This window comes from Microcoleus sp. ARI1-B5, from assembly GCF_036705795.1.
Lineage (GTDB): Bacteria > Cyanobacteriota > Cyanobacteriia > Cyanobacteriales > Microcoleaceae > Microcoleus.
This window is the reverse complement of sequence record NZ_JAUBVK010000003.1, coordinates 111,861-134,214: the sequence shown is the minus strand read 5'-3', so window position 1 is coordinate 134,214 and position 22,354 is coordinate 111,861. Positions and strand designations below refer to the sequence as shown.

The window sequence follows — 22,354 nt, the reverse complement described above, 5'->3', positions numbered from 1 at the left end:
TTATGATTGAAGCCCTTAATGATTGCCAAAGCTTGTATGTCCGATCGCATTGTCGCTGTTAACCTAAGATAGGACAGACGCAAAAATCCTCAAAAACCCTGTAAATTGGTAGATTTATGCTCGCGAAAGCCGATATTTTTCCCGAAATCGGGTTTCCGAGCGCAAGTCCTATATTATTTAGAATAAATCCGTGCTAGACCTCAAATTAATCCGAGAAAATCCGCAAGCCGTACAAGAAAGCCTCAACACTCGCGGAGGCAACTATGAAATCGAGCCGATCGTGCAATTAGACAAACAGCAGCGCGAGTTGGAAGGCAAGCGATCGCAACTGCAAGCCCGCAGCAACGAAATAGCCAAACTCATCGGGCAAAAAAGAAAATCGGGTTTACCCCTCGAATCTCCCGAAATTCAAACTCTGCAAGCAGAAGGCAACGAAGTCGGCACTCAGTCAAACGAATTGCAAGCACAGGAAAAAGACTTAAAAGCTCAAATAGAAGCCTTATTGTTACCATTGCCGAACTTGCCCGGTAAGTCAACTCCGTTAGGCAAAAATGAAGATGAAAACGTCGAAATACGGCGCTGGGGAGACGAATACATTCCCCAAAATCCCGAGATTTTGCCGCACTGGGAAATCGGCGAAAAATTAGGAATTCTCAACTTTGAACGGGCAGTAAAAATTGCTAGTACCCGCTTTGTCACGTTAGTTGGTGCTGGTGCAGCCCTGGAAAGAGCGATTATTCAATTCATGCTCGACCGCCATACAAAAGCAGGTTATGTAGAAGTAATTCCCCCACTTTTAGTTAACACCGAATCCCTCACTGCTACAGGTCAATTGCCGAAATTTGCTGAAGAAAGTTTCAAGTGCGATCAAGACGATTTGTGGCTAATTCCTACTTCCGAAGTTCCGGTTGTCAATCTTTATCGAGGTGAAATCTTGACAGCCGAACAGTTGCCAATTTATCACTGTTCTTTCACTCCTTGTTTTCGCCGAGAAGCTGGGAGTTACGGCAAAGATACGCGGGGATTGATTCGGTTGCACCAATTTAATAAGGTGGAATTGGTAAAACTGGTGCATCCGAGTACCTCGGAAGCCGAGCACGAAAAGCTCGTGCAGGATGCTGAGGGTGTTTTGCAGGCGCTGAAATTGCCTTATCGGGCGATCGAGCTTTGTACCGGCGACTTAGGTTTCGCGGCGGCAAAAACCTACGATTTAGAGGTCTGGCTGCCTTCGGCGGGCAAATACCGCGAGATTTCGAGTTGTTCCAACGTCGCAGATTTTCAGGCGCGGCGGGCGAATATTCGCTTTAAAGAAGCGGGTAAAAAAGGCACTCAATTCGTGCACGCCCTCAACGGTTCTGGTTTAGCTGTGGGCCGGACAATGGCGGCTATTTTGGAGAATTACCAGCAGCCGGATGGGACAGTAAAAGTGCCGGAAGTTCTCCAATCTTATCTCGGTCGCGAGGTTTTGTAAATTACGAAGACACGGCGGTTGAAACCGCGTCTATACAGACAAAACCCGACGGGAGCGGGTTGAAGACAAAGGCGGTTGAAATTACGCGATCTTCTTGAGTCGGCGTCCGGCGGACATTGTTTGTGTAGACCTGGTTTCAACCGCCGACTCAAACGGGGGTTTCTTTCTGACTTACTCACAAATCTTTCAGCGCTTCCTTGATATCCAGCGCCAAAAATCTATCCAACGCTAAATACATCCAATAAAGAGATAGCTGAGCGTCACTATTAGTCTTTTGAAAGCCCAAAGCCAAGCTCATTTTTTCGTACATCGGGTGAATCATTAGCGTGTACAAGTCGCAAAGATTGGGAAAATCTTTTTTCATTTCAACTAAAACTTGCTGTATGTGTTCCAGGAAAACAACGCGGTATTCTTCCAAATATTGCGCGTCAATCATCCAACTGCGGACAAATACTGACTGGCAATTTTCATCTCCCGGGAGTGCCATTGTAAAAGGATCGATATCAGCAGAAACAGAACTTAAGTGCAGGCTTTTACTGGGTGCGTTAAAAAAATTAACTTCCGATTCGGCTGCGGTGGGATAAAGTAAGTAAAAGCCGACAGGATTCAGATTGTCGCAGCGGCGCAAAACTCCCATTCCTTTTGAATATTGACCTGCCAAAACCCGGATAATTTTAGCAATTTGGTAGGGAACTGCGCTAGTGCTGCGGTTCATCCAGTTGTAATTGGTTGCTAGTAAATTAGCCACGGGGATGGCGTCGCACCGAGGATTAAAATCATCTAATTTGAGTTTGACCGGATTTTCGGGCTGCGCGGTATCTAAAATTTCTGAAACTGGTTTAATTTCAATTGCTGTAGCGTTTCCGTCAAAGTGTTTTGCGATCAATCCGAGTGCTGCTAATTTATCTAACATCATTCCGGCTGCGCGATCGCTCCCGCGATCGGAATCCGAGTAAAATAGTTCTGCTGCTTCCCGGTGAGTGCACTGCACTTCTGTTGCTAGCAATTCCAGTTTCGCCAGCGGCGGTTTGAGGCGGGGCTGGCTTTCCTGAAGCTGTTTCACTGATAAGTAAATCCAAAGCCTAACAAAGCATTCAGCCCTAGTGCGAGTGACGCCTACTCGTTTCATCAACAGCGAAACAGCCGTGCGGCGCTGAGATTGAGAATACCAAGCATCTAGTGAAGCAATATCCATTTGAGTCGGGAAGCAGCGAAGGAACTCTAGTTACATATTGGCTTAATTTTACAAAAAACTTCACCCCGCTTCACGTTACTTGTTGCCGCTGTTGCTGAATTTGCCTGCTTTCCCCCGACTCTACAATATATCGGGTTGCTCCTTGCAAGTTCGCTGCCCCGCAAAGCACAATCAATTTTAGATGTTTTCGGGCTGGATTTAAGTATGTCGGTAAATTTCTATACTGTCATTCGTAGCGGTAGCGCAGCAATCGCAGAATCTGTAGATTGCAGCGAGTTGCTGGTAATAACGGCTACGGTTAAATTTATTTACACTTAGTTACTTAACAAACAACGAACTCGATTAAATTAGCAATTTTAGAGGTTGACGGTATGCACAGCGCTTATATCAATCGGATTGGGAAATTTTTGCCGGGGGAACCGATTAATAATGATGAGATGGAAGACTATTTGGGCAAAATTGCCTCGCGCCCTTCGAGAGTCAGACAGCGCATTCTCAACAGCAACGGCATTCAACAGCGATATTATGCGATCGACAAACAGCAGCAAACACTGTATTCTAACAGCCAAATGGCAGCGTTTGCCGTCCGGGACGCGATCGCCTCTGCAAATTTGGAACCAAGGGCGATCGACTTACTAGCCTGCGCCACCACTTTACCAGACTTATTAGTACCGGGATTTGCCAGCACAGTACACGGGGAACTTTCCGAATTATCTCCCCTAGAAATAGTTTCAACTCAAGGAGTTTGCTGTGCGGGAGTTACCGCCTTAAATTACGCCGCATCTCAACTCGAACTCGGCAAAAAACAAACAGCAATCGCCGTCGCCTCCGAATTTCCCTCGCGCCTGTTCAAAAATAGTAAATTTGAAGCAGAAACTTCAGTACAAGCCGGAAAACCCCTACCTTTCGATACAGAATTTCTGCGGTGGATGCTATCCGACGGCGCGGGAGCATTTTTGCTGCAAAACCATCCCAACAGCGCAGGAATTAGTTTAAAGATAGAATGGATCGAACTCGTTTCCCACGCCAACGCTTATCCAGTTTGTATGTATTCAGGATTAGCAAACGAAACAGCAACAAAAAGCTGGTTAGATTATTCCTCCTACCTCGATGCAGCCACAGCCGGAGCTTTTGACTTGCGGCAAAATATTCGCTTGCTAGACAATGTAATGAAATTAGGCGTTGAAGGTTGGCTGAGCTTGATTAAAGCAGGGAGAGTTTGTCCGCAGGAAATCGACTGGCTGCTGTGCCACTATTCCTCTCACTTTTTCCGGGGACAAATTGTGGAACTTTTGGAACAAGCAGGCTGCATGATTCCCGAAGAAAAATGGTTTACTAACTTGTACAGTCGGGGAAATACAGGCTGCGCCTCGATTTATTTAATGTTAGAGGAATTGTTCAATTCAGGAAAGTTGCAGCCCGGACAAAAAATCTTTTGTTTTGTTCCGGAAAGCGGCCGCTTTACAACGGCATACATAATGTTAACTGTTGTGGAAAATACCAATAAACCTATGAGTTCTCAAAGTTATAACTCAATTGAAAGTCCCGAATCTTCACCTCTCAAAAGCGTTAAACCGGAAATACCTTACTCTCCGCAAGCTTATTTGTTGCGGGAGTTAGCCTGGATTTGGCTGAAGTTCGATCGCGAAATTCGTTCCGTGCCCATTGTCCGCAAATTGTACCGGGGAGAGTTTACAATAGAAGATTATCAAGCTTTGCTGTGCAATCTCCGCCCGCAAGTTGTGGAGGGAGCGCGCTGGATTGCTCGCGCTGCTTCTAACATGACTGACTTTCGTTTGCGATCGACTTTTATCGGTCACGCCCAAGACGAACACCGCGACTATCAAATGCTAGAACGGAATTATGTTTCTGTCGGCGGCGAGTTGTCAAAAATTGTAGAATATGATAAGAATATTGGCAGCGAAGCGCTATCAGCTTTTATCTTCCACCAAGCATCGCGGGAAAATCCAGTCGATTTAATTGGCAGTATGTTTATCATCGAAGGATTGGGCAATCGGTTGGCGGGAAAGTGGGCAAAAGAAATCAAAGAAACTCTCGGTTTGCAAGACGAACAAGTATCGTTTTTAGCTTATCACGGAGCTAATGACGAGTCGCATTTAGCCAAACTGGAAAATTTGATTAATGCCGAATGGATGACGGATGATATCGCCCGCCGCATTGTCAAAACCGCCCGCGTTACTGCTCGTTTATATTTGCTGCAATTGGAGGAAATCCGCTAATGCAAAAGCTGCAAAAACAAGATATCGAAAATCTGCCCGATGAGCGGAAAATCCCCTATGCTACGAAACCCTACAACCGCCGAGATCCGAATGTTTGGGATGTCCTGTTTTGCGATCGGTCGATTCCCGTCGATTTAGTTGCAAAAGCATACATGATGCGGGATTTGCAAAACTGGACTCGCAGTTATTTGCTCATCCCGATCAAAATAATTGCTAACTTGTTGCTGGCGGTAATTATGACAGCAAAGCGTTTGTTGCCATTTCAATTTCGCGCTTACACTTTAATGCACAAATCGGCTGCATTTTTCCTAAATAACTTTGTCTCGCCTGAAGCTTGTTATTTAATTGTGCGGCACATCTGCATCGGCTCGAACATTATCAACTTCTTGATTGACAACGGCCCGGACACCCAGATTGAAAAGTCAAAACTTTATCCGCGCACAGTTAGCGATTTAGCTGACAATGCCTTTCTCGAACACGACTTAATTCTGTATAACTTTGTCTGGGATTACAACCAAGCAATGCTGACAAATCCCAACTGGTTGCAGCTTGTCAAAAAACGGGGGATTAATTATGATAGCATTCAACCTGTGGAAGTTGCAATAGATTTTGAAAGAAGCAGGTGGCTGAGAATTCTGGACTTAGAATCTGCGATCGAATTGTTTAAAGTGTTTTATTCTCTGTGTTTGACGAGCGACGAATTTGCGCGAGCAGTGATGTCGCTTCAGTTAGATGAAAACTTCGGAGTGTACGTCAGCGAGATTACCGGAAATCATGACTGGAATCATGTAATTGTCAACCGCCATCCGCTAGCACCAAACAGTCCGTTTAATGCAGCGCGCGACTTGTTTTTGCACGGCATAATTTCAGAATATCTCTATCGGTACTTGGAACTACAAAAAGAGATGAAATCAACTTTAATTAGATAACCATAAATACCCGTAGGGGCGGGTTTTACAAATAATATTTAATTGCCGCAAACAATCTACCTAAACCCGCCCCCACAAAACTAATAATCTACATCAACCCTTTCTGTCATAGAATGGAAAAAATGTATATTCCGATTTCCCCTGTTCGTGGGGGCGGGTTTACGAGATTGTTTGTTTTAGGCGATTATCGTTGGTAAAACCCGCCCCCAAGAGCCCGTTGTCGGGTTGTTCGTTGGGTGGGGGCGGGTTTACGAGATTGTTTGTTTTAGGCGATTATCGTTGGTAAAACCCGCCCCCAAGAGCCCGTTGTCGGGTTGTTCGTTGGGTGGGGGCGGGTTTACGAGATTGTTTGTTTTAGGCGATTATCGTTGGTAAAACCCGCCCCTACGAAATCTGAAATTAGAGCTTTCGGAAAATTATGATTCAGCACAATCCACTTGCCTGTAATCGGGTCGCGGTAAGTAATAAACGGATTAGATTTTAAAGGTTTACTGCAAGGTTTGACTGCCATTTCTACACACTCCCAATAAATTGTCTTGAATAACTGCTACAACACCATACCTTTAATAATCGGCTGTTTTGCCTAAAATCCGCGTGATTTTTACCTCAACAATAGGTGATATTTTAGGCATTTATTGGTGACAGGGAGCAGCGGCATAATGTGATTGAAAACTGCCAAGGCAGTGAGCAGTATCACCAAAAGCCGTCCGAAAAACAATTCTGCCTTGTACCCTTTACCGTCTACCTTCAAGAGTGCCACTATTTTCAGTGAATATCTGATATTATTAAGTAAGGTAAAGACGTTTATCAGAGATCCCCTCACAAACTTATGGTGCTATTTGGATTTGGCAAAAAGTCGAGCCTGCCCTCTCCCCAAGACGCCTTGCCGGGACGGGCAGAGCCGATGTCGGTACCGGCAACTCACTTTGTTAACGGCAATCCCCTCAAGCCTCCGTTTCCAAACGGCATGGAGACTGCGATGTTTGGCCTGGGCTGTTTTTGGGGCGCGGAACGCAAATTTTGGCAGCAAAATGGTGTTTTTTCGACTGCTGTTGGCTACGCGGCTGGGATTACTCCGAATCCTACTTACAATGAAGTTTGCAGCGGGATGACGGGACACAATGAAGTGGTTTTGGTTGTGTTCGATCCGAAAGTAATTAGTTACGAAACGCTGCTAAAAGTTTTTTGGGAAAGTCACAATCCGACTCAAGGTATGCGTCAGGGCAATGATTCGGGTACTCAATACCGATCGGGCATTTACACGTATTCACCCAGCCAAAAGCAGCTAGCTGAAGCTTCGCGCGATGCTTACCAGCAAGCTTTGACGCCTGCTGGTTACGGTAAGATTACTACTGAGATTATTGATGCTCCTGAGTTTTATTACGCGGAAAGCTATCACCAGCAGTATCTTGCTAAAAACCCGAACGGTTATTGCGGCTTGGGCGGTACTAAGGTTTGTTTGCCTGCTATGTCTCAGGCTTAAAACTTTTACAAGGGGTATTTTGGGGCTGTTGCAATAGTCCGGCAGTCCGGCAGGGGTTTAAACCCCTGCCTCAAAGCTTAAGTCGTCTTCAGACGACTGAAAGGTTATTGAGATGGTGAAAGGGATTAGTTGAAAGCAGGTAAAATAATGCTGGCTGGTGTTGTAATTATCAATTTAATGATATCTCTGGTCTGTTTTTATATCGCTGCGAGGGTGTGGAAAATCAGGCGGACGATCGCGCGTTTTGAAGTTCGGATCGCAGCAATCGAGCGCTGTAGCAGCAATGTGCTCGGCAAATCGCCCAATTTCTTTGCTAAAAGGCAGCAAGGTGCTCACCAATTACGGCGGAATTATCAACAACTGGAATTGCAACTGCAACAGGTTCAGCAACTTTTGGGATTGCTGGGTTTGGGGCGGATGCTTTGGCGCAGGCGCGATCGACGTTTGAGGTAAGGTATCCTAAAACTGTATCGAGAGTAGTTATAAAAATGTCATCTAAACGTTCGGGATTATTTATTGGCGGTTTGTTGGTGGGTTCTGCGATCGGGGCCGTGACTGGGTTGCTGATGGCACCGCGAACGGGCAAGGAGACGCGGCAGATATTGAAAAAATCGGCTGATGCTTTGCCGGAGTTGGCTGAGGATTTATCTACTAGCGTCCAATTGCAGGCCGATCGACTTTCGGAAACTGCAATCCGAAATTGGGACGAAACTTTGGTTAGACTCAAAGAGGCGATCGCAGCGGGCTTAGAAGCGACTCAGCGGGAACGTCAAACACTCTCGGAAACTGAAGCCGAAGTGAGTCCACCGTTGCGCCCTCCCGTCCGCTAAATGACGTGAAATCCCCAACCCTAAATCCCAAATTCCAGTGAGTGACCCTATATTCTGGCTAGGACTTTCGATTTTGCTAGTGGCGGTTAGCCTGACTGCTGTTTTAGTGACTTTAATACCTGCGGTGCAAGCATTGGCGCGGGCGGCGCGCAGCGTGGAAAAGCTCGCTGACACGCTTTCTCGCGAGTTTCCGCCTACTTTGGAGGCGATTCGGTTGACGGGGCTGGAAATTAGCGAGTTGACGGATGATGTCAGCGATGGGGTGCAAAGTGCGGGGGAGGTTGTCAAACAGGTCGATCGCAGTCTTGGTAGCGCGAAGAAGCAGGCGCACAACGTGCAGGTGACAACTCGCAGCGTGGTGACTGGGATTAAGGCTGCTTGGAAAACTTTAACTCGGAAGCCGCCGATTTCTGCGACAAATCGCCGATCGACCGATCGATTGTCGCCGAGTCAAAGAGGTGCGATTTCGCTGAGGGATTCGGGTTTGGATGACAGGTATTCTGGGGGTTACGGTGCGGCTGGGAGTAATGGGGAATCGCCCAGGTTGAGGAATGGCGAGAGTTCTGGTTTGCCGGCGGATGCGGGAGATTTTGAGGAAGTGCGATCGGGCGATTCTTAATTGCACCAAATTCGGCCTTATATCATGTCCCGTCAATTGACCATGATTCCTGTAGGGGCGGGTTCACCAATAATCCATCCCGCAAAACCAGAGTTTTAGTAAACCCGCCCCTACCCAAATATTATGGTCTATCGACCGGACATGATATTACATATTTGGGGGATGATTTTGAATTTTATCTTAGCTGAACACCCTTATTTTTCCGGCGCTGCTCGGAGCAAAGCCCCACAAGATTCATCCCACAATTTGCAAAGTACCAAATTTCTCAACTTCCCTCAACAGCACAGCCATCCCACCAGCAAGGATTCTTCTCCATAAAATCCATCAAAGCATTATACTTAGGCGACTCATTTTGCTCCACATACTCCAAAGCCCCCCAACTTCCCCACTTGCTAAATCCACCCACATCAACAAAGTGCATAAAAAGACTGCCTCCGGCTTGTTTCCAACTATTCAGTAATTCAGTGTAGAGATCGTACATTTCTGGACGCCTATTTAATTCCATAAAAAACTTGGTCAACTTTTCGTTATTCTCAACTCCTTCAATCCCTACAATATGTTGACCGCCCTCGTAAGCAAATAACTTTAAACCCTTCTTTCTAACAACATCTAAATAATACTTAAAATCCTTATCAACATCGGGCAAACTATCTTTAAATCCACCCAGCAACCCGCCCTCTCTTAATTGCTTAAAAGCTTTCCCAAACCCCCCATCGGCATCCTTCAACCAAGACTCTACCTTGCTAACATTTTCCTTCGCGCCCAAATTACCACTAAAATATCCAGCGACGGCTAGGGCATCAATGCCGTGTTGATAACAAGGTTTATTGCCCTCAGCTACCCAATAGGGACAATCTAAAGCATAATCTCCTAACTCTCTCCAGGCTCTTTGAGTCCCCAACACGCAGACAACTCGATTCTTTTGTTCCCCAAAAACCCCTTTCCAGATATCGCACATTTGAGCAGTACGCATTCCGTGCCATTGCATAAAAGCATCGCCTTTATCTCCCCACTTAGCTTTACCTTGTTCCAAAGCATAATGCGATTGTGGAAATGACCAATTCCAAACCTCATTAGAATATTCTACATGAACTTTCAGCTTGGGATCTAAACTATCTTTGACTATTTTAGCAAAGTTAGTCATATATTCATCCGTAGCCTGATGCGGCATATTAACCCAGGGTTCGGCTTGGACTTTATTAGCTAAATTCACCATAATTTCTATGGGGACATTTCCTCTATAAGCATAGGATACACTCTCTGGTTTAGGTCGGTTTGACCAGTCTTTTTGTTCAGAACCATTTGTCCCCATCCAGTCCATAAAACGCAAGACTCTAAATTTTTTAATCTTGTCTATAAACAGCGGATTAAATATTTCACCCTTTTGATAAAGCTGTTCATCTTGGGAGTGAACAACTTTAATATTGCGGATATAATTCCCTGTTTTCTTGGGATCTGTAGCAGTAATTATAATCATTATGCCTCCGCCTTGTGTGGCATCGACATTAATGATATCCCTCCCGGGTTTCGACGCAGCCTCATCTTTTTTGCCATCAAAGCTATATTCGATCGCACCCTCACCCTCATAAGTAACAATATATTGCCCTGAAGGATAGCGATTGGGGATTTCCCTAAGTAATAGGGTACTTACCCTAGTATATTTAGGAGCCTCTTCGGGAGAGGGGAGAGATTTCACCCACCCATTTTCATCAAGATTTAAAAGATTATATTCTTCTGTATCCCATTCACCCTTGCAGTTTAGTTGTCCGCTGACGCATTGAGTTATCCATTGTCTAGAAGATTTGAAAGCATCTAAAAAGGGTAATTGTGTTGAGTAGTCAGCAATACCGCTAAGCCCAATCCCTAAAGAAGAGTGAGAATTTGAGGCATTTTTTACATCTGCACGCACAGCTACTTTGTTATCTGCTTGCTGAGGTGGTGGAGAAATCTTAGTTGTGAAAGCCCAGCATCCGGGAATGAAAATGACAAAGATTAATAAACCAAGGACAAAGCCAAGAGCTTGATTTTTTGACCGTACATTTAATCTAGACATAGATTTGACTCTTTTGATTTTTGCAGGTAAAATCGGAGCGGGTGAGATTGTTTTAATTTTGATATTTTATAACAACGCATCGTGGGCGAGAAACCCGGTTTCTACGAGTTTTTGCGAAGAGTAACGAGAAATCTAGGAAGAAACCGGGTTTCTGAGGCTAGGGTGGGTGCATTTCTGATATTTTATCATAAATCGCCTATCTAACCGTTTTTATCCAAGTCTTCTTTTTTCGGAGTTTCTGAAGTTGACGGAAATGTTAACTGAATGTTGATATCCATCGATATTGTACTTTGTTCAAGCCAACCTATATTAACTATTTTTACTAATGCTTCTGTCGGCAAAGAATTATTAACTTTAAATTGTGCTGACGACTGAACTTTAAATCCTGCTTCCTGTAGCCGATCGCAAACATTTCTCCAATTTCCCACTGGTTCATTCGGTAAATCTGCGAGTTTTTTAACATATTGGTATAAAGTTTTACACAGATAAACCTCTGCACTTTTCGGAGTCTGAAACATTTTTTTAGCTATTTCGGCGGGACTGCAACCGGAAAGTAGTCCTCGGAGGTAAAGCTTTTCAGTGTCTGTGAGTCCTCTGCGCGATCGGGGAGAGATTTGCCGTTTAGCTTCTGCAAAAGCTTCGTAAAGCCTTTCTAAATCCCAGTGTTTGGCGGCTTCGGCAAATAAGTCTTCTTTTGAGGCCATTTTCGGGTGCGGTGAGATGTGGCTAACGTTAGCATAACCGAAATTGCTAGCGTTTGTTAGTTGTGTGCTAACAATCGGTAGTTTAGTATTAAATTACCCACTCATCGTCTAAGTGCAAATACTTAGAGTAGCGGGAAAGTGCGATCGCGATCTTGAAAATTTTGCCTGTTTAGTTAACTTTCGTTAGTCAAACAGTTAGTTTTTGTTCCTTACACTGAGGTATTTCAATGGCTAAAGGTGATGAAATAGCGAAAGCTGCGGGTTCCGCTGTTGTGGGTGGTGCTGCGGGTGCTGGTGTGGTAGCTGCTTCTGGTTTTACGGCAATTGGTGCTATTGGTGGAGGTGCTGGTATGGGTGCTGCTGCTGGCCCCGTTGGTATAGCCGTAGGTGCATTAGCAGGTTTGGCATTTTACGGGATTAGCAAGGCTCTTTCTGACGACTAAACATTGACTCGCCCCTGGGACTGAAGTCCCTGGCTAATAACTAGGTTGTGGATATTTAGCGTTTGTTCCACGAGTCCGCCGGGGGTTAAAAACCCCCGTCTCATAGCGAAAGTCCTCTAAAGAGGACTAAATACCTAATGTACAAAATTTTCAGTCCTCTTTAGAGGACTTTCGCTGTTAGCCAGGGGTTTAAACCCCTGGCGGATAGATTGGTAAGCGCACAATCTATATCAATTTTAACCGCGAATTTATAGCTCTAACTTAGCCCGTCCCTCAAGTAAAAAGTGTCAACTTATGTCTTCTCAAGAATTTCAAGCAGCATACACCAGCATTTACAGTACAGGCATTTTGCTCTTACAATATCTCAAAGAATTCCGTGACGGACTCCGCATTCAGGGAGATGAAAGTCAAGGGCTACAAAGCATTGAAGATGAAATTAACAAAGCTTTAAAGGCTTTGCAAGATCAGAAATATCAAGTAGCTGTCATAGCAGCAATGAAAGCTGGCAAAAGCACCTTCTTAAATTCTATCATCGGTGCTGATGTGCTGGCGAGTGAAACGGCCGCCTGTACTATCTGCCGTACAGATGTCCGACACATTAAACCGGGCGAAAATCCTAAACTTTTAGAGTATCGAGAAGGAGAAAGAAAACCAGTCATTCTTGTTGAGGGTGACGCAGGCGAAATTCAGCAAAAATTCCTGCTGCGTACCCGTGAAATCCGAGAAAAAGGCAATCCTGATAACACTACACGCTTTGAGATAGAGCATCCGATTGAAGCAATTAGCCAATTATCTTCTCTCACAGGCTTTACCTTAGTTGATACTCCCGGGCCTAATGAGTGGGAGTCTGCAAACTTCAACATTAATGCACTGAAGCAGACAGCACTAGAAGCACTGCGAACCTGCAATGCCATTCTGTTTATTTTAAACTACGCTTCCTACAAAGATAATGCAGTTGCTGATTTGTTTAAGGATGTTGTTGAAAATCGTAAGGATTTTATAGCTGAGAACACGGGAAAAATTTACTTTATTTTGAATAAAGTTGACCAAAAAACAGAGAGAGACAAAGAAATTGCTGATGTCATTAAAGATTTAGAGCGAGAGTTAGTTGGCTTTGGCTTTTGCAATCCAGTTATTTACCCTGCTAGTTCTCGACAAGGACTTCTAGCGAAACTGATTCAGCAAGGAAAAGCAACTGAAAAGGAGATAAAAGATTTTGAGGATTTCTTTAGTGCCAAATATGCTGAGAGAGATGAAAAAGGTAGGAGAGTAATTCCTTTACCTGAAGAGATTGCACCAAGAGCTTTGCAAGATAGCGGTATCCTGAACATTCAAGAAACAGTCATTCAAAGGATTACGCAAAATTCTGGCTGGAATTTATTGAGTGAGGTGTTGACCGAACTCGATAAAGCTGCTAAGGCAATTGAAGATACTCTGAATACAGAAATTAAAGGTTGGGAAATGGGGATTGAAGCCCTCAAAGAAAAAGTAGAAGAGTACAGGAAACGCTCAGAAAATGCGAGGTACAAAGTTGAGTTAGTCAAAAAAACTGTCGAGCAAGAAAAACAAATACTAATCCGAGGATTTAGTCAAGGAATTAACACATTTGCGGATAAGGCTAAAGCTCAGATAGGCAGTGAGATTCATAAGATTGCCGAATCTCAATCCGCTAGATCTCCTAAGTCAAAAAAAAATCCCTTATTGCTCAAACCAGTAGAAGTTAAGACTAACAATGGGGTTTTTGGACAAATAGTGGGAGAAATTGGAGAAAGACTGTTAGGATTGATACCTTCTGTCGGTCCCGTATTAGGAAAAGCATTCAAAGTCACTACGTCTTTGTTGGATGGACTGAGTGAGTCTATTCCACAAGTTTTCAATACCTCTGTTTCTGAACAGATTGTTGATAGTGAAGAGTTTGATCCGTACATTATTCGGTGTAAAACTAAGGCGGAAGCTGAAAAAATAATTCAAACAATTAATAAATTTTGCCCGCCCTATATTCAAAGTTGGTGGATAGATACTCAGGATGAATTAGTTCGAGAGGGGACGAATATTCGAGAAAAATTGGCAATAATAATTCAAGAAGATATCCAAGAAATATCAGATGAATTATCTAATTATCTTGGTGATGCTTTAGAAGTTAAACTGAACATCAATCCGATTCAGTTTCCTAGCTTTGATTTTCCCGGAATTGATGCACGGATTAAAGATGTACAATTAGCAGTGGTTGTAGGAAATAGAAGGGAAGAAACAGGTAGAAAAACTCGTTGCTGTAACTCTGATGAAGTCTATTATGCTGATGTCGATGTTACGGAAACTCGGGATTTTTTTGATGTTGATTTACGACAGACATTAGAGTCAGTAAATCGAAAAATAAATGAGCAAAGTTCTAGAAACAGAGCTTTGTTAGAACGAGTTATTAACAAACAGGTTTCTGCTGATTTCAGAAGTGCCGAAAAGCAAATCAATGATTACATTCAAAGGTTTCAAAATGACTTCGATCGCGTTTTGAAGGAACGGGAAACGAAAGAAGCAGAAGCGCCGGAAATTCTAGCACGTCTTGAGTATCAAAAAGCCAAGCTTATTGAGTACCTCAGTCAATTAAGTTCGATTCGGGAATCTCTCAATAGTTGGAAGCCAGTTAAGTAAAGTTAGAGAAAGTACGATCGCCCTTTTTGTCCCAAAGTGCGATCGCCTTTCCCATGCCGAATCCCAAAAGGCGATCGCCTTTCCCTAAGTTAAAATATAACTTATCAGATTCAGAAAGGACAAGTTATGCCTGTAAACTGGAGAGAACATATCGTTAGTACCCCCGATGTACTGCGAGGTAAACCAAGAATCAAAGGAACTAGAATTCCCGTTGGTCTGATTTTAGGATATTTAGCATCAAATAATACCGTCGAACAAATCATGGACGAGTTTCCAGATATCCTCAAAGAACAGATAGCTGCTTGTCTTGATTATGCTCGCGATTTGGCGGATTTTGAAACAGTTGCATAATGAGTTTAAGATTGTTCATCGATCAATGCGTTCCTAAGTCTATTATTCAAATACTTCGTGATACCGAGCATGAAGTATTTGTATTGAGAGATTACCTCCCAATTGAATCTCCAGATACTATTGTCATTGCCAAAGCTCAGGAATTAAATGCCATACTTGTTTCTCTCAATGGAGACTTCGCAGATATTGTGACTTATCCGCCAAGTTCATATCAAGGAATCATTTCTATTCAACTGAGAAATCACCCTGAAATTATTCCTCAGTTGATGGCAAGGCTGACAGAATACTTATCATTGCACGATAGTGAGGAGCATTATCGAGGTAAATTACTACTGGTAGAAGTTTACAGAATTCGCATTCGAGTATAAAAATTGATAGCGAGATCCCTTTTCCCCCAAATAACCAAAAGGAATCTCGCCTTTCCCATCCCGAATCTCAAAGGGCGATCGCACTAATTTTTGGATAAGCTATCCCTTTACACATATAAAAGCTGATTGGCAATTTCATCAGCCGTTAACGTATTTAAGAGAATAGCAACCCGTTGGACAATTTCATAGGCGTTCTTTTGAGGAGTCACAATAATTCCAGAATGTTCCCATCCTTCTGTCATATATTCTAGATGTAATAGCTCAAAATCCACGCGATTGTGAGTGAGCAAACATCGATCGACAGATGCAGCATAAGCCAATTGTTGGCTATCCAATTGACTCAAAATTCCCTGTTCGCTCGTTGTCGTCACATCAAAACCCCTAGCCCGAAGCAAAGTAGCTACCAGCCTAGAAACATCTTCATCTGTATGAATAGTTGCAAATAGTTTCACGGTTTTTTCATTGCAGCTTTCACAGCCGGATGAATCAATTCTTCAGGAATTCGATTGCGCTCAATATAAGTATTTATTTCTTCCTGGTTGTCCAAATAAAAGCTCAGTGCGTCAAAAATTTGAGCTAATTTCAGATGAGGTAAGTGCATCGGGATTTCTTCAGGAGTAACACCCAAACGCCACAACTCCACGATCGCACGAACGGAAGTTCTCGTTCCTGCGATAATTGGTTCCCCTTGCAAAATTTCAGGGTGACGTGCGACATAACGCGAAGCAGATTGTGTAGTCATGATAGATTAACCGGACACATCGATCTTGATTATAACTTACCCTAAAACTCGGTTTTGTTGATTACACTTTAACATAACCTAATTTTCACTTTTCAATAATTCTTCAAATTTGGATTAGGTGAGTACAAATTTAGTCCTGGACGCATTAAAACCCAAGAAACCGGGTTTTTTGCCCTTGAGGCGGGCTTTAACGCGTCTTCTGGGCAAAAAAACCCGGTTTCTGGCCACCCGTGCGTCTAGGACTAAAATTTCAACAATAGTACATTCTCAGGGATTGTAGAGACGGGTAAGGCAAGGATTTACCCATTTCACGCACCCGCCCTCCCCACCCTAGGATTTACGCTTTACTTAAGCCTTAAGTTCGCGCTGCTAAACTCAGAAGCCACAATCATCGACCCAATCCCCGCATCCGTAAATATTTCTTGCAGCAAAGCGTGAGGAATTCGCCCGTCAATAATGTGAGCACCCTTAACACCCTGAGCCAAACTCCGCACACAACAATTAACCTTCGGAATCATTCCCCCAGACACAACTCCCGACTCAACCAACTCTCTCGCTTCTTGAATATCCAACTTAGCAATCAGACTTTCCGGCTTGTGATAATCCTCCAAAATTCCCGCAGTATCAGTCATCAAAATCAACTTTTCTGCTCCCAAACCAGCGGCAATTTCCCCCGCCACCGTGTCAGCATTAATGTTGTAAGATTGACCGCGTTCATCCGCCGCCACGCTCGACACCACCGGAATATAACCGCTGTTCACCAAAGACTCCAAAATATTTATTTTCACGCCGCTGACTTCACCAACAAACCCAATTCCCTCCCGGCCGTCCGGACGAGCTTGAATCAGATTGGCATCCTTGCCGCACAGTCCCACTGCTTTGCCGCCAGCTTGGTTAATTAACGAAACAATTTCCTTATTTACTTTCCCCACCAAAACCATTTCTACGACTTCCATTGTCGCCGCATCAGTCACCCGCAAACCATCCTTAAATTGCGGTTCAATTCCCAATTTTTCCAGCCAAATATTAATTTCTGGGCCGCCGCCGTGAACCACAACCGGACGCATCCCCACGCAAGCTAGCAGCACAATATCCCGAACCACCTTGTCTTTGAGATTGCTATCTTTCATCGCCGCACCGCCATATTTGACCACAATTGTGCGGCCGGCAAAGTGTTGAATGTAAGGCAGTGCTTCGGAAAGCACCTCTACTCGATTAGTGTCCGAATTCCTAACAAAATCGCTTTGTTTGAGCATGGGTAATTTACAAAAGACTAAAAACTTAATTCTAAACTTTAATGGCTAAACGACATATCAACAGCGGCAAAAATCACTTTTTGCGTTGATTTTATGGACGCGCCAGCCGGATCGCCCTTATTGAGCCCCATCCTCAAAATTATAATAGGTTTTTTTAATAATCTAGCTTGAAATTTTGTATTATAACTTATAGAATTCTTGGTAAAGTCAAGAAATGTATCGTTATCCTTGATTTACTTAACCTTATATGTTAACTGCTGTTGCCCCGGACTCCCAAAACCTTCAGTACAACCTACAATCAGAGGCTGACTCGTCCCCCCGGATGACGGTATTTTGCGATTTAGACGGGCCCATAGTCGATGTGTCCGATCGCTACTACACCACCTACCAACAGGGATTAGCCGACACTCAAGCAGCTTATCGAACCCAGGGAATCAACCTCAACCTCCACATACTCAGCAAACAGCAGTTTTGGCAAATGAAACAAAACCGAGTGCCCGATGCTGAAATAGCGAAAAGTTCCGGCTTGTCGGGAGAAGAAATTCACGTTTTTCTCGGATGCGTGAGTCGGATTGTCAATCAGCCAGGCTTGTTGCACTTAGATCGCATCCAGCCGGGAGTGCAGTGGGCGATCGCACTTCTGCACTCCCGCGGCGTGCGGCTGATTTTAGTCACCCTGCGGCCGAGAAATCAAGCCGTTCAACTGTTGCAAAATTACGGTTTAGCCCGACTGTTTACCAGCATTCGCGGCACTCAGATCCCCGATGCCGCCTATCACAACTATACAGCCTTAAAAACCGAATTGTTGGCTGAAGTTGCAGAAGAATTTGAGTCATCCCTGAGTTCGGCTTGGATGATCGGAGATACCGAAGCAGATATCCTAGCAGGACAAGCATTGGGAATACCTACAATTGCCGTTACCTGCGGCATTCGCAGCCGCTATCAACTGCAAAAGCACCAGCCGAATTTCATTCTTAGCGACTTGATTATTGCCGTTCATCACTTATTAGGATCTGCCCAACAAATGATTGTAGACTGACTACAGTCTTTCTCACTAACAGTGCGGTACGGTGACGGGTATAGGGCATCGGCCAAACAGGCCAAACAGGGCAGAGAGGGCAGAGAGGGCATCGCCCGCATACCTCACTTTTTTGAGAACCTCTATACAGTCAACAGTTAACTGTTAACTGTTAACTGTTAACTGCCAACTGCCAACTGTCCCAGGTCAACTGTCAACTGACAACTGACTAAGATTTTTCTAATTTCCGAGTCATTTCCCACAAGCGATTGAGGGGAAAATAAATCACCGGAGCCCAAAGACTGCTGAGAATAGCAGAGCACAAAGCCACTCGCTGGTGATAGCTCCAAATTTCCAGTAAAGCCCGATCGCCCACAGCCAAAAATTGCAGCCCCATCACCGTTTCCGCCACCACCGCCATCCCAAACACAATTAACGCGATCGGAATCGGATCTCTCTCAACAATATCTGCTGGAATCGACCAGGTTTTCAGCAAAACAACCGTTAAGACTCCTACAATAACTAGACTCACAGCGTGGGTGGGATGAGGAGCCGTCATCGCATCTTGAATAAACCCCAAAACCAAGCCCATGCTAGCAGCTCCCCAAACTGTACGTTTCCGCTTAATACTCCAAGCTACCAACCAAATTAACAGCCAGTTCGGGCTAATTCCCAGCAATTCCATTCCCGGGAACCGAGTGGGCAATATCAGTATGCACAGCAGCACAGAAACAAATGTAACGCTGAAATTGAGAAATTGGCGCGATCGCGAAGACATCCGAGATAAACGCTTCATTGCTGCTTTGTTCCCCCCGACGGTGCAGGAGATTCACCCTGCGAAGCCTTGAGTTCGGCTTGCTTAGAGTGGGGATAAACCACCGCCCACTCCAGAGAATTCATCGGTGCAGAGAACTCAACAACAGCTTCGGGAGCCGGAGTTTTATTCATATCCACCGAAACCACTCTTCCCACCGGCAAACCAGCAGGGAATAACTGACTGAAAGAAGAAGTTGAAACCACATCTCCCGGCTTGACATTGGGAACATTATCAAAAAACTCCATCACAGCCTGATTTTGGCCTTTCCCGTGCATAAAACCCATATTGCGACTGCGGGTAATTCCCACACCCAATTGACTCGTAGGGTCGCTGACTAACAGCACCAAGCTAGTATTAGGAGTAACGCTGACAACCCGACCTACCAAACCCCCGGGTCCCATGACAGTAAAATCTGTTTTGATGCCATCATTACTGCCGCGCCCCAAAGTTACTTGCTGCCACCAGTGGTCGGCGCTGCGGCCGACAATAGGAGCTACAATTCCTTTAGGTTTCTTAGCAGAAACGTAACCTAAAAGCTCTTTTAGCTTCTGATTTTGAGTTTCTAATTCTAATAGCTGCGCTTGCAATTCTTGAGTGCGCGCCGAGATGAGCTGCTCTTGCCCTGAACCGTTGGCTTGAAACGGACGAGTCACCCAATGGTAAACTTCAAACAGTGCAGCACCTTGTGTTTGTCGAACTCCCCAAGCGGCTGTTACAGCTAAACCTAAAAGAGCAATTTGCAGTCGCAGATCCCACCACCTGCGGAGTGTGTTTTTTAGCATAATCTCAGTAATGTAAAATTGTTATGTCAGGATTTTAGATTTTAGATGGCAGCCCTATTTCTAAATCCAAAATCCCAAGTTTGTTAACTACATATTGCGCGACGACTGCCCGCTGAAAACCCGTTCCAACTGTTTGTTTTCCAATACCCTACCAGTTCCCAAAACCACGCAGCACAGCGGATCTGCTGCCACGTGAGTGACAATGCCTGTTTCGTGACTGATCAGAGTATCTAAACCTTTCATCAGCGCCCCGCCGCCGGCCAGCATAATTCCCCGGTCAATAATATCTGCTGCTAATTCCGGGGGAGTGCGTTCCAAAGTACGCTTGACAGCTTCCACAATTACTGAAAGCGGTTCCGACATACTTTCGCGAATTTCCGGGCCTTTGATCGTAACAGTTCGCGGCAGACCCGAGAGCAGGTGCAAGCCCCGCACTTCCATGATCGCGTCGTCATCCTCGGTCGTTGGATATGCAGAACCCACCTGAATCTTAATTTCTTCAGCAGTGCGTTCGCCGATGACCAAATTGTGAACTTTTTTCATGTATTGGACGATCGCCTCATTGAGTTCGTCGCCGGCTACCCGCACAGACTCGCTGATCACCGTACCTTGCAAACTCAAAACCGCAACTTCCGTCGTACCCCCACCGATATCTATAATCATATTGCCAGTCGCCTCAGCAACAGGCAGTCCCGCCCCGATCGCCGCAGCGATAGGTTCATCAATTAACCGCACTTCTCTAGCACCCGCCTGAGTAGCCGCCTCAATGACAGCCCGCCTCTCCACTCCGGTGACACCGCTGGGGATGCCAATAATTATCCGCGGCGAAACTAAGCTTCGGCCTTCGTGAACCCTGCGGATAAAAGTCTTGAGCATCAGTTCGGCAGTATCGAAGTCGGCGATTACCCCGTCGCGAAGCGGGCGCAGTGCTATGACGTTCCCGGGCGTGCGCCCGAGCATTTTTTTAGCATCTTCTCCAACCGCCAGCGGTATTTTTAAGTCTTGGTCGATCGCCACTACGGACGGTTCTTGCAGAACAATACCTTTGCCGGATACATAAACGAGCGTGTTAGCAGTACCGAGGTCGATACCCATATCTCTAGATAAGGAAAATCGATTGAGAAGACCCACTGATTTGTACCCCCCCCAAACTAAAATACTATTGTGTGCAATAATGTTGTTACAAAAGTGTAACCGAGGTGGATTCTATTACGTTTTTCATCCTGAGTCTAGTCAGAACTGTACATTGTCGAGCACAAGTTGAGCGCTGGCCTCGCCAATCATCCACAATAAATATGTTCTGGTAAGTGGGGGTAAAATCAGGATGAAGCCCTGATTCGCGCTGTTCCAAGTTAAGTTGGGAGGATCTCGCGCATCAGGGAGAGTCTAACTACATCACAAATCGAGCACATTCCCGAAAAAATTTATGAGTCTTAATGTTGTGACTTTAGTAGGTCGCGTCGGCGGCGACCCGGACGTAAAATATTTTGAGTCGGGTACAGTTAAGTGCAAGTTGACGCTGGCAGTAAGAAGGCGATCGACCAAGAGCGACGAACCAGACTGGTTTACTCTCGAAATCTGGGGCAAAACAGCGCAAGTCGCTGCGGACTACGTTCGCAAAGGCGCTCAAATAGGGGTAACAGGCTCTTTGAAGTTCGATCGCTGGCAAGACCGCAGCACAGGAGCTAATCGCTCGATGCCTGTAATCAAAGTAGACCAGTTAGACTTGCTGGGTTCCAAGCGCGACAACGAGTCCGGTATGTCGTCACACAACAGCGAATTCTAGGGTTTGGGGAATTTGGGAATTAATATTTGTCAATTGGGTGAGCGCTGGTGACTTCAGAAAAGTTAGAAATAGTTGAAACTGAGTACCAAGCTGGTCGAGTAGCTTTTGAGAGCGGCCGCTACGGTCAAGCTATCCAAAGTTTAGAAACAGCGACAGGTTTGGTCGATCGCGCTTCCCGGTTGGGCGGCGAAGTGCAGATGTGGCTGGTGACAGCCTACGAAGCCTCTGGGGATACCGAAAGGGCGATCGAGCTTTGCCGCAAACTCACCCGCCATCCCCGCCAAGAAACCCGCCAACAAGCAAAGCGCTTGCTGTTCATTCTCGAAGCCCCCAAACTCAGTATCCCTGACGAATGGACGGTAAAAATCCCCGATTTAGCAGCTTTGGATGAAAATAAATCAATTAATTTTCAAGCCAATCCGAACGCTGATATCAAGTACGCTAAACCCAAGCCCCCCGTACCAGAACCTGTAGATTTGACTCAGGTTAATACCAAAGACAATCAATTTATATGGGCAGCTTTAATTGCCACAATTATAACTTTTTGTTGCTTAGTGTGGCTAAGTTAGCTTTTATTTAAATTATGATTGTTAAATAATAGAAAGACTATGGAAAGGA

General features: G+C 44.9%; 24 protein-coding genes. 14 read left to right on the top strand and 10 right to left on the bottom strand.

Going from position 1 to position 22,354, the window contains the following annotated elements:
- Nucleotides 1–190 precede the first annotated feature (190 nt).
- On the top strand, nucleotides 191–1,471 hold the full coding sequence (gene serS / locus QUB63_RS05845; RefSeq protein ID WP_332943866.1) for a serine--tRNA ligase: 1,281 nt from the start codon (nucleotides 191–193) through the stop codon (nucleotides 1,469–1,471).
- Between the two features lie 175 nt (nucleotides 1,472–1,646).
- Here serS and QUB63_RS05840 read toward each other — a convergent pair whose 3' ends face one another.
- Nucleotides 1,647–2,666 carry a hypothetical protein gene (locus tag QUB63_RS05840; RefSeq protein ID WP_332943865.1) on the bottom strand — a complete coding sequence of 340 codons (1,020 nt, stop codon included), beginning with the start codon at nucleotides 2,664–2,666 and terminating at the stop codon, nucleotides 1,647–1,649.
- A gap of 371 nt (nucleotides 2,667–3,037) precedes the next feature.
- On the opposite strand from QUB63_RS05840, the gene QUB63_RS05835 reads away from it, so the two are divergent.
- Together QUB63_RS05835 and QUB63_RS05830 are read left to right on the top strand one after the other, a co-directional pair.
- Nucleotides 3,038–4,906: a 3-oxoacyl-[acyl-carrier-protein] synthase III C-terminal domain-containing protein gene (locus QUB63_RS05835; protein ID WP_332943864.1), complete on the top strand. Its 1,869-nt coding sequence runs from the start codon at nucleotides 3,038–3,040 to the stop codon at nucleotides 4,904–4,906.
- Nucleotides 4,906–5,835, top strand: coding sequence for a DUF6999 family protein (locus tag QUB63_RS05830; RefSeq protein ID WP_332943863.1), 930 nt, complete (start codon nucleotides 4,906–4,908; stop codon nucleotides 5,833–5,835). The genes QUB63_RS05835 and QUB63_RS05830 overlap by 1 nt, the downstream gene beginning before the upstream one ends.
- A gap of 337 nt (nucleotides 5,836–6,172) precedes the next feature.
- Here QUB63_RS05830 and QUB63_RS05825 read toward each other — a convergent pair whose 3' ends face one another.
- Nucleotides 6,173–6,346, bottom strand: a complete 174-nt coding sequence (locus QUB63_RS05825) for a hypothetical protein (protein WP_332943862.1) — start codon at nucleotides 6,344–6,346, stop codon at nucleotides 6,173–6,175.
- Between the two features lie 318 nt (nucleotides 6,347–6,664).
- Between QUB63_RS05825 and msrA the strand changes: the two genes are divergently transcribed.
- From msrA to QUB63_RS05805, 4 genes are all read left to right on the top strand, one after another.
- Nucleotides 6,665–7,318, top strand: coding sequence for a peptide-methionine (S)-S-oxide reductase MsrA (msrA, locus tag QUB63_RS05820; RefSeq protein WP_332943861.1), 654 nt, complete (start codon nucleotides 6,665–6,667; stop codon nucleotides 7,316–7,318).
- Between the two features lie 147 nt (nucleotides 7,319–7,465).
- A complete protein-coding gene (locus QUB63_RS05815; RefSeq protein ID WP_332943860.1) occupies nucleotides 7,466–7,771 on the top strand; it encodes a hypothetical protein in 306 nt (101 codons plus the stop codon).
- Between the two features lie 35 nt (nucleotides 7,772–7,806).
- A complete protein-coding gene (locus tag QUB63_RS05810; RefSeq protein ID WP_332943859.1) occupies nucleotides 7,807–8,148 on the top strand; it encodes a YtxH domain-containing protein in 342 nt (113 codons plus the stop codon).
- A 37-nt stretch (nucleotides 8,149–8,185) separates the two neighbouring features.
- Nucleotides 8,186–8,767: a DUF948 domain-containing protein gene (locus tag QUB63_RS05805; RefSeq protein WP_332943858.1), complete on the top strand. Its 582-nt coding sequence runs from the start codon at nucleotides 8,186–8,188 to the stop codon at nucleotides 8,765–8,767.
- 265 nt (nucleotides 8,768–9,032) lie between these two features.
- Here QUB63_RS05805 and QUB63_RS05800 read toward each other — a convergent pair whose 3' ends face one another.
- Nucleotides 9,033–10,820: a cellulose-binding protein gene (locus QUB63_RS05800; protein WP_332943857.1), complete on the bottom strand. Its 1,788-nt coding sequence runs from the start codon at nucleotides 10,818–10,820 to the stop codon at nucleotides 9,033–9,035.
- A 200-nt stretch (nucleotides 10,821–11,020) separates the two neighbouring features.
- Nucleotides 11,021–11,524, bottom strand: coding sequence for a helix-turn-helix transcriptional regulator (locus QUB63_RS05795; RefSeq protein WP_332943856.1), 504 nt, complete (start codon nucleotides 11,522–11,524; stop codon nucleotides 11,021–11,023).
- A gap of 227 nt (nucleotides 11,525–11,751) precedes the next feature.
- On the opposite strand from QUB63_RS05795, the gene QUB63_RS05790 reads away from it, so the two are divergent.
- The 4 genes from QUB63_RS05790 to QUB63_RS05775 all read left to right on the top strand — a co-directional run bounded on the left by QUB63_RS05790 (nucleotide 11,752) and on the right by QUB63_RS05775 (nucleotide 15,335).
- Nucleotides 11,752–11,967, top strand: coding sequence for a hypothetical protein (locus QUB63_RS05790; protein ID WP_332943855.1), 216 nt, complete (start codon nucleotides 11,752–11,754; stop codon nucleotides 11,965–11,967).
- Between the two features lie 294 nt (nucleotides 11,968–12,261).
- Nucleotides 12,262–14,616, top strand: coding sequence for a dynamin family protein (locus tag QUB63_RS05785; protein ID WP_332943854.1), 2,355 nt, complete (start codon nucleotides 12,262–12,264; stop codon nucleotides 14,614–14,616).
- A 126-nt stretch (nucleotides 14,617–14,742) separates the two neighbouring features.
- Nucleotides 14,743–14,967 carry a DUF433 domain-containing protein gene (locus QUB63_RS05780; protein ID WP_332943853.1) on the top strand — a complete coding sequence of 75 codons (225 nt, stop codon included), beginning with the start codon at nucleotides 14,743–14,745 and terminating at the stop codon, nucleotides 14,965–14,967.
- Complete coding sequence (locus tag QUB63_RS05775) at nucleotides 14,967–15,335, top strand: DUF5615 family PIN-like protein (protein WP_332943852.1); 369 nt, start codon at nucleotides 14,967–14,969, stop codon at nucleotides 15,333–15,335. Before QUB63_RS05780 ends, QUB63_RS05775 begins: the two co-directional genes overlap by 1 nt.
- 107 nt (nucleotides 15,336–15,442) lie before the next feature.
- Here QUB63_RS05775 and QUB63_RS05770 read toward each other — a convergent pair whose 3' ends face one another.
- The 3 genes from QUB63_RS05770 to argB all read right to left on the bottom strand — a co-directional run bounded on the left by QUB63_RS05770 (nucleotide 15,443) and on the right by argB (nucleotide 17,333).
- Entirely contained in the window at nucleotides 15,443–15,787 is a 345-nt protein-coding gene (locus QUB63_RS05770) for a DUF5615 family PIN-like protein (protein ID WP_332943851.1), read from the bottom strand.
- Nucleotides 15,784–16,077, bottom strand: a complete 294-nt coding sequence (locus QUB63_RS05765) for a DUF433 domain-containing protein (protein ID WP_332943850.1) — start codon at nucleotides 16,075–16,077, stop codon at nucleotides 15,784–15,786. Before QUB63_RS05765 ends, QUB63_RS05770 begins: the two co-directional genes overlap by 4 nt.
- A 344-nt stretch (nucleotides 16,078–16,421) precedes the next feature.
- On the bottom strand, nucleotides 16,422–17,333 hold the full coding sequence (argB, locus tag QUB63_RS05760) for an acetylglutamate kinase (RefSeq protein WP_332943849.1): 912 nt from the start codon (nucleotides 17,331–17,333) through the stop codon (nucleotides 16,422–16,424).
- Nucleotides 17,334–17,580: 247 nt separating this feature from the next.
- Here argB and QUB63_RS05755 point away from each other — a divergent pair, with 247 nt between their 5' ends.
- Entirely contained in the window at nucleotides 17,581–18,372 is a 792-nt protein-coding gene (locus QUB63_RS05755) for an HAD family hydrolase (protein WP_332943848.1), read from the top strand.
- Between the two features lie 208 nt (nucleotides 18,373–18,580).
- On the opposite strand, the gene mreD is transcribed toward QUB63_RS05755, so the two are convergent.
- The 3 genes from mreD to QUB63_RS05740 all read right to left on the bottom strand — a co-directional run bounded on the left by mreD (nucleotide 18,581) and on the right by QUB63_RS05740 (nucleotide 21,045).
- On the bottom strand, nucleotides 18,581–19,147 hold the full coding sequence (gene mreD / locus QUB63_RS05750; protein ID WP_332943847.1) for a rod shape-determining protein MreD: 567 nt from the start codon (nucleotides 19,145–19,147) through the stop codon (nucleotides 18,581–18,583).
- Nucleotides 19,144–19,950, bottom strand: coding sequence for a rod shape-determining protein MreC (mreC, locus tag QUB63_RS05745; protein WP_332943846.1), 807 nt, complete (start codon nucleotides 19,948–19,950; stop codon nucleotides 19,144–19,146). Before mreC ends, mreD begins: the two co-directional genes overlap by 4 nt.
- Nucleotides 19,951–20,037: 87 nt before the next feature.
- On the bottom strand, nucleotides 20,038–21,045 hold the full coding sequence (locus QUB63_RS05740; RefSeq protein ID WP_332944219.1) for a rod shape-determining protein: 1,008 nt from the start codon (nucleotides 21,043–21,045) through the stop codon (nucleotides 20,038–20,040).
- Nucleotides 21,046–21,376: 331 nt separating this feature from the next.
- Between QUB63_RS05740 and QUB63_RS05735 the strand changes: the two genes are divergently transcribed.
- Together QUB63_RS05735 and QUB63_RS05730 are read left to right on the top strand one after the other, a co-directional pair.
- The gene (locus QUB63_RS05735; RefSeq protein ID WP_332943845.1) at nucleotides 21,377–21,736 is read left to right on the top strand and encodes a single-stranded DNA-binding protein; all 360 of its coding nucleotides are present in this window, start codon (nucleotides 21,377–21,379) and stop codon (nucleotides 21,734–21,736) included.
- A 47-nt stretch (nucleotides 21,737–21,783) separates the two neighbouring features.
- A complete protein-coding gene (locus QUB63_RS05730; RefSeq protein WP_332943844.1) occupies nucleotides 21,784–22,305 on the top strand; it encodes a tetratricopeptide repeat protein in 522 nt (173 codons plus the stop codon).
- Nucleotides 22,306–22,354: the final 49 nt, after the last annotated feature.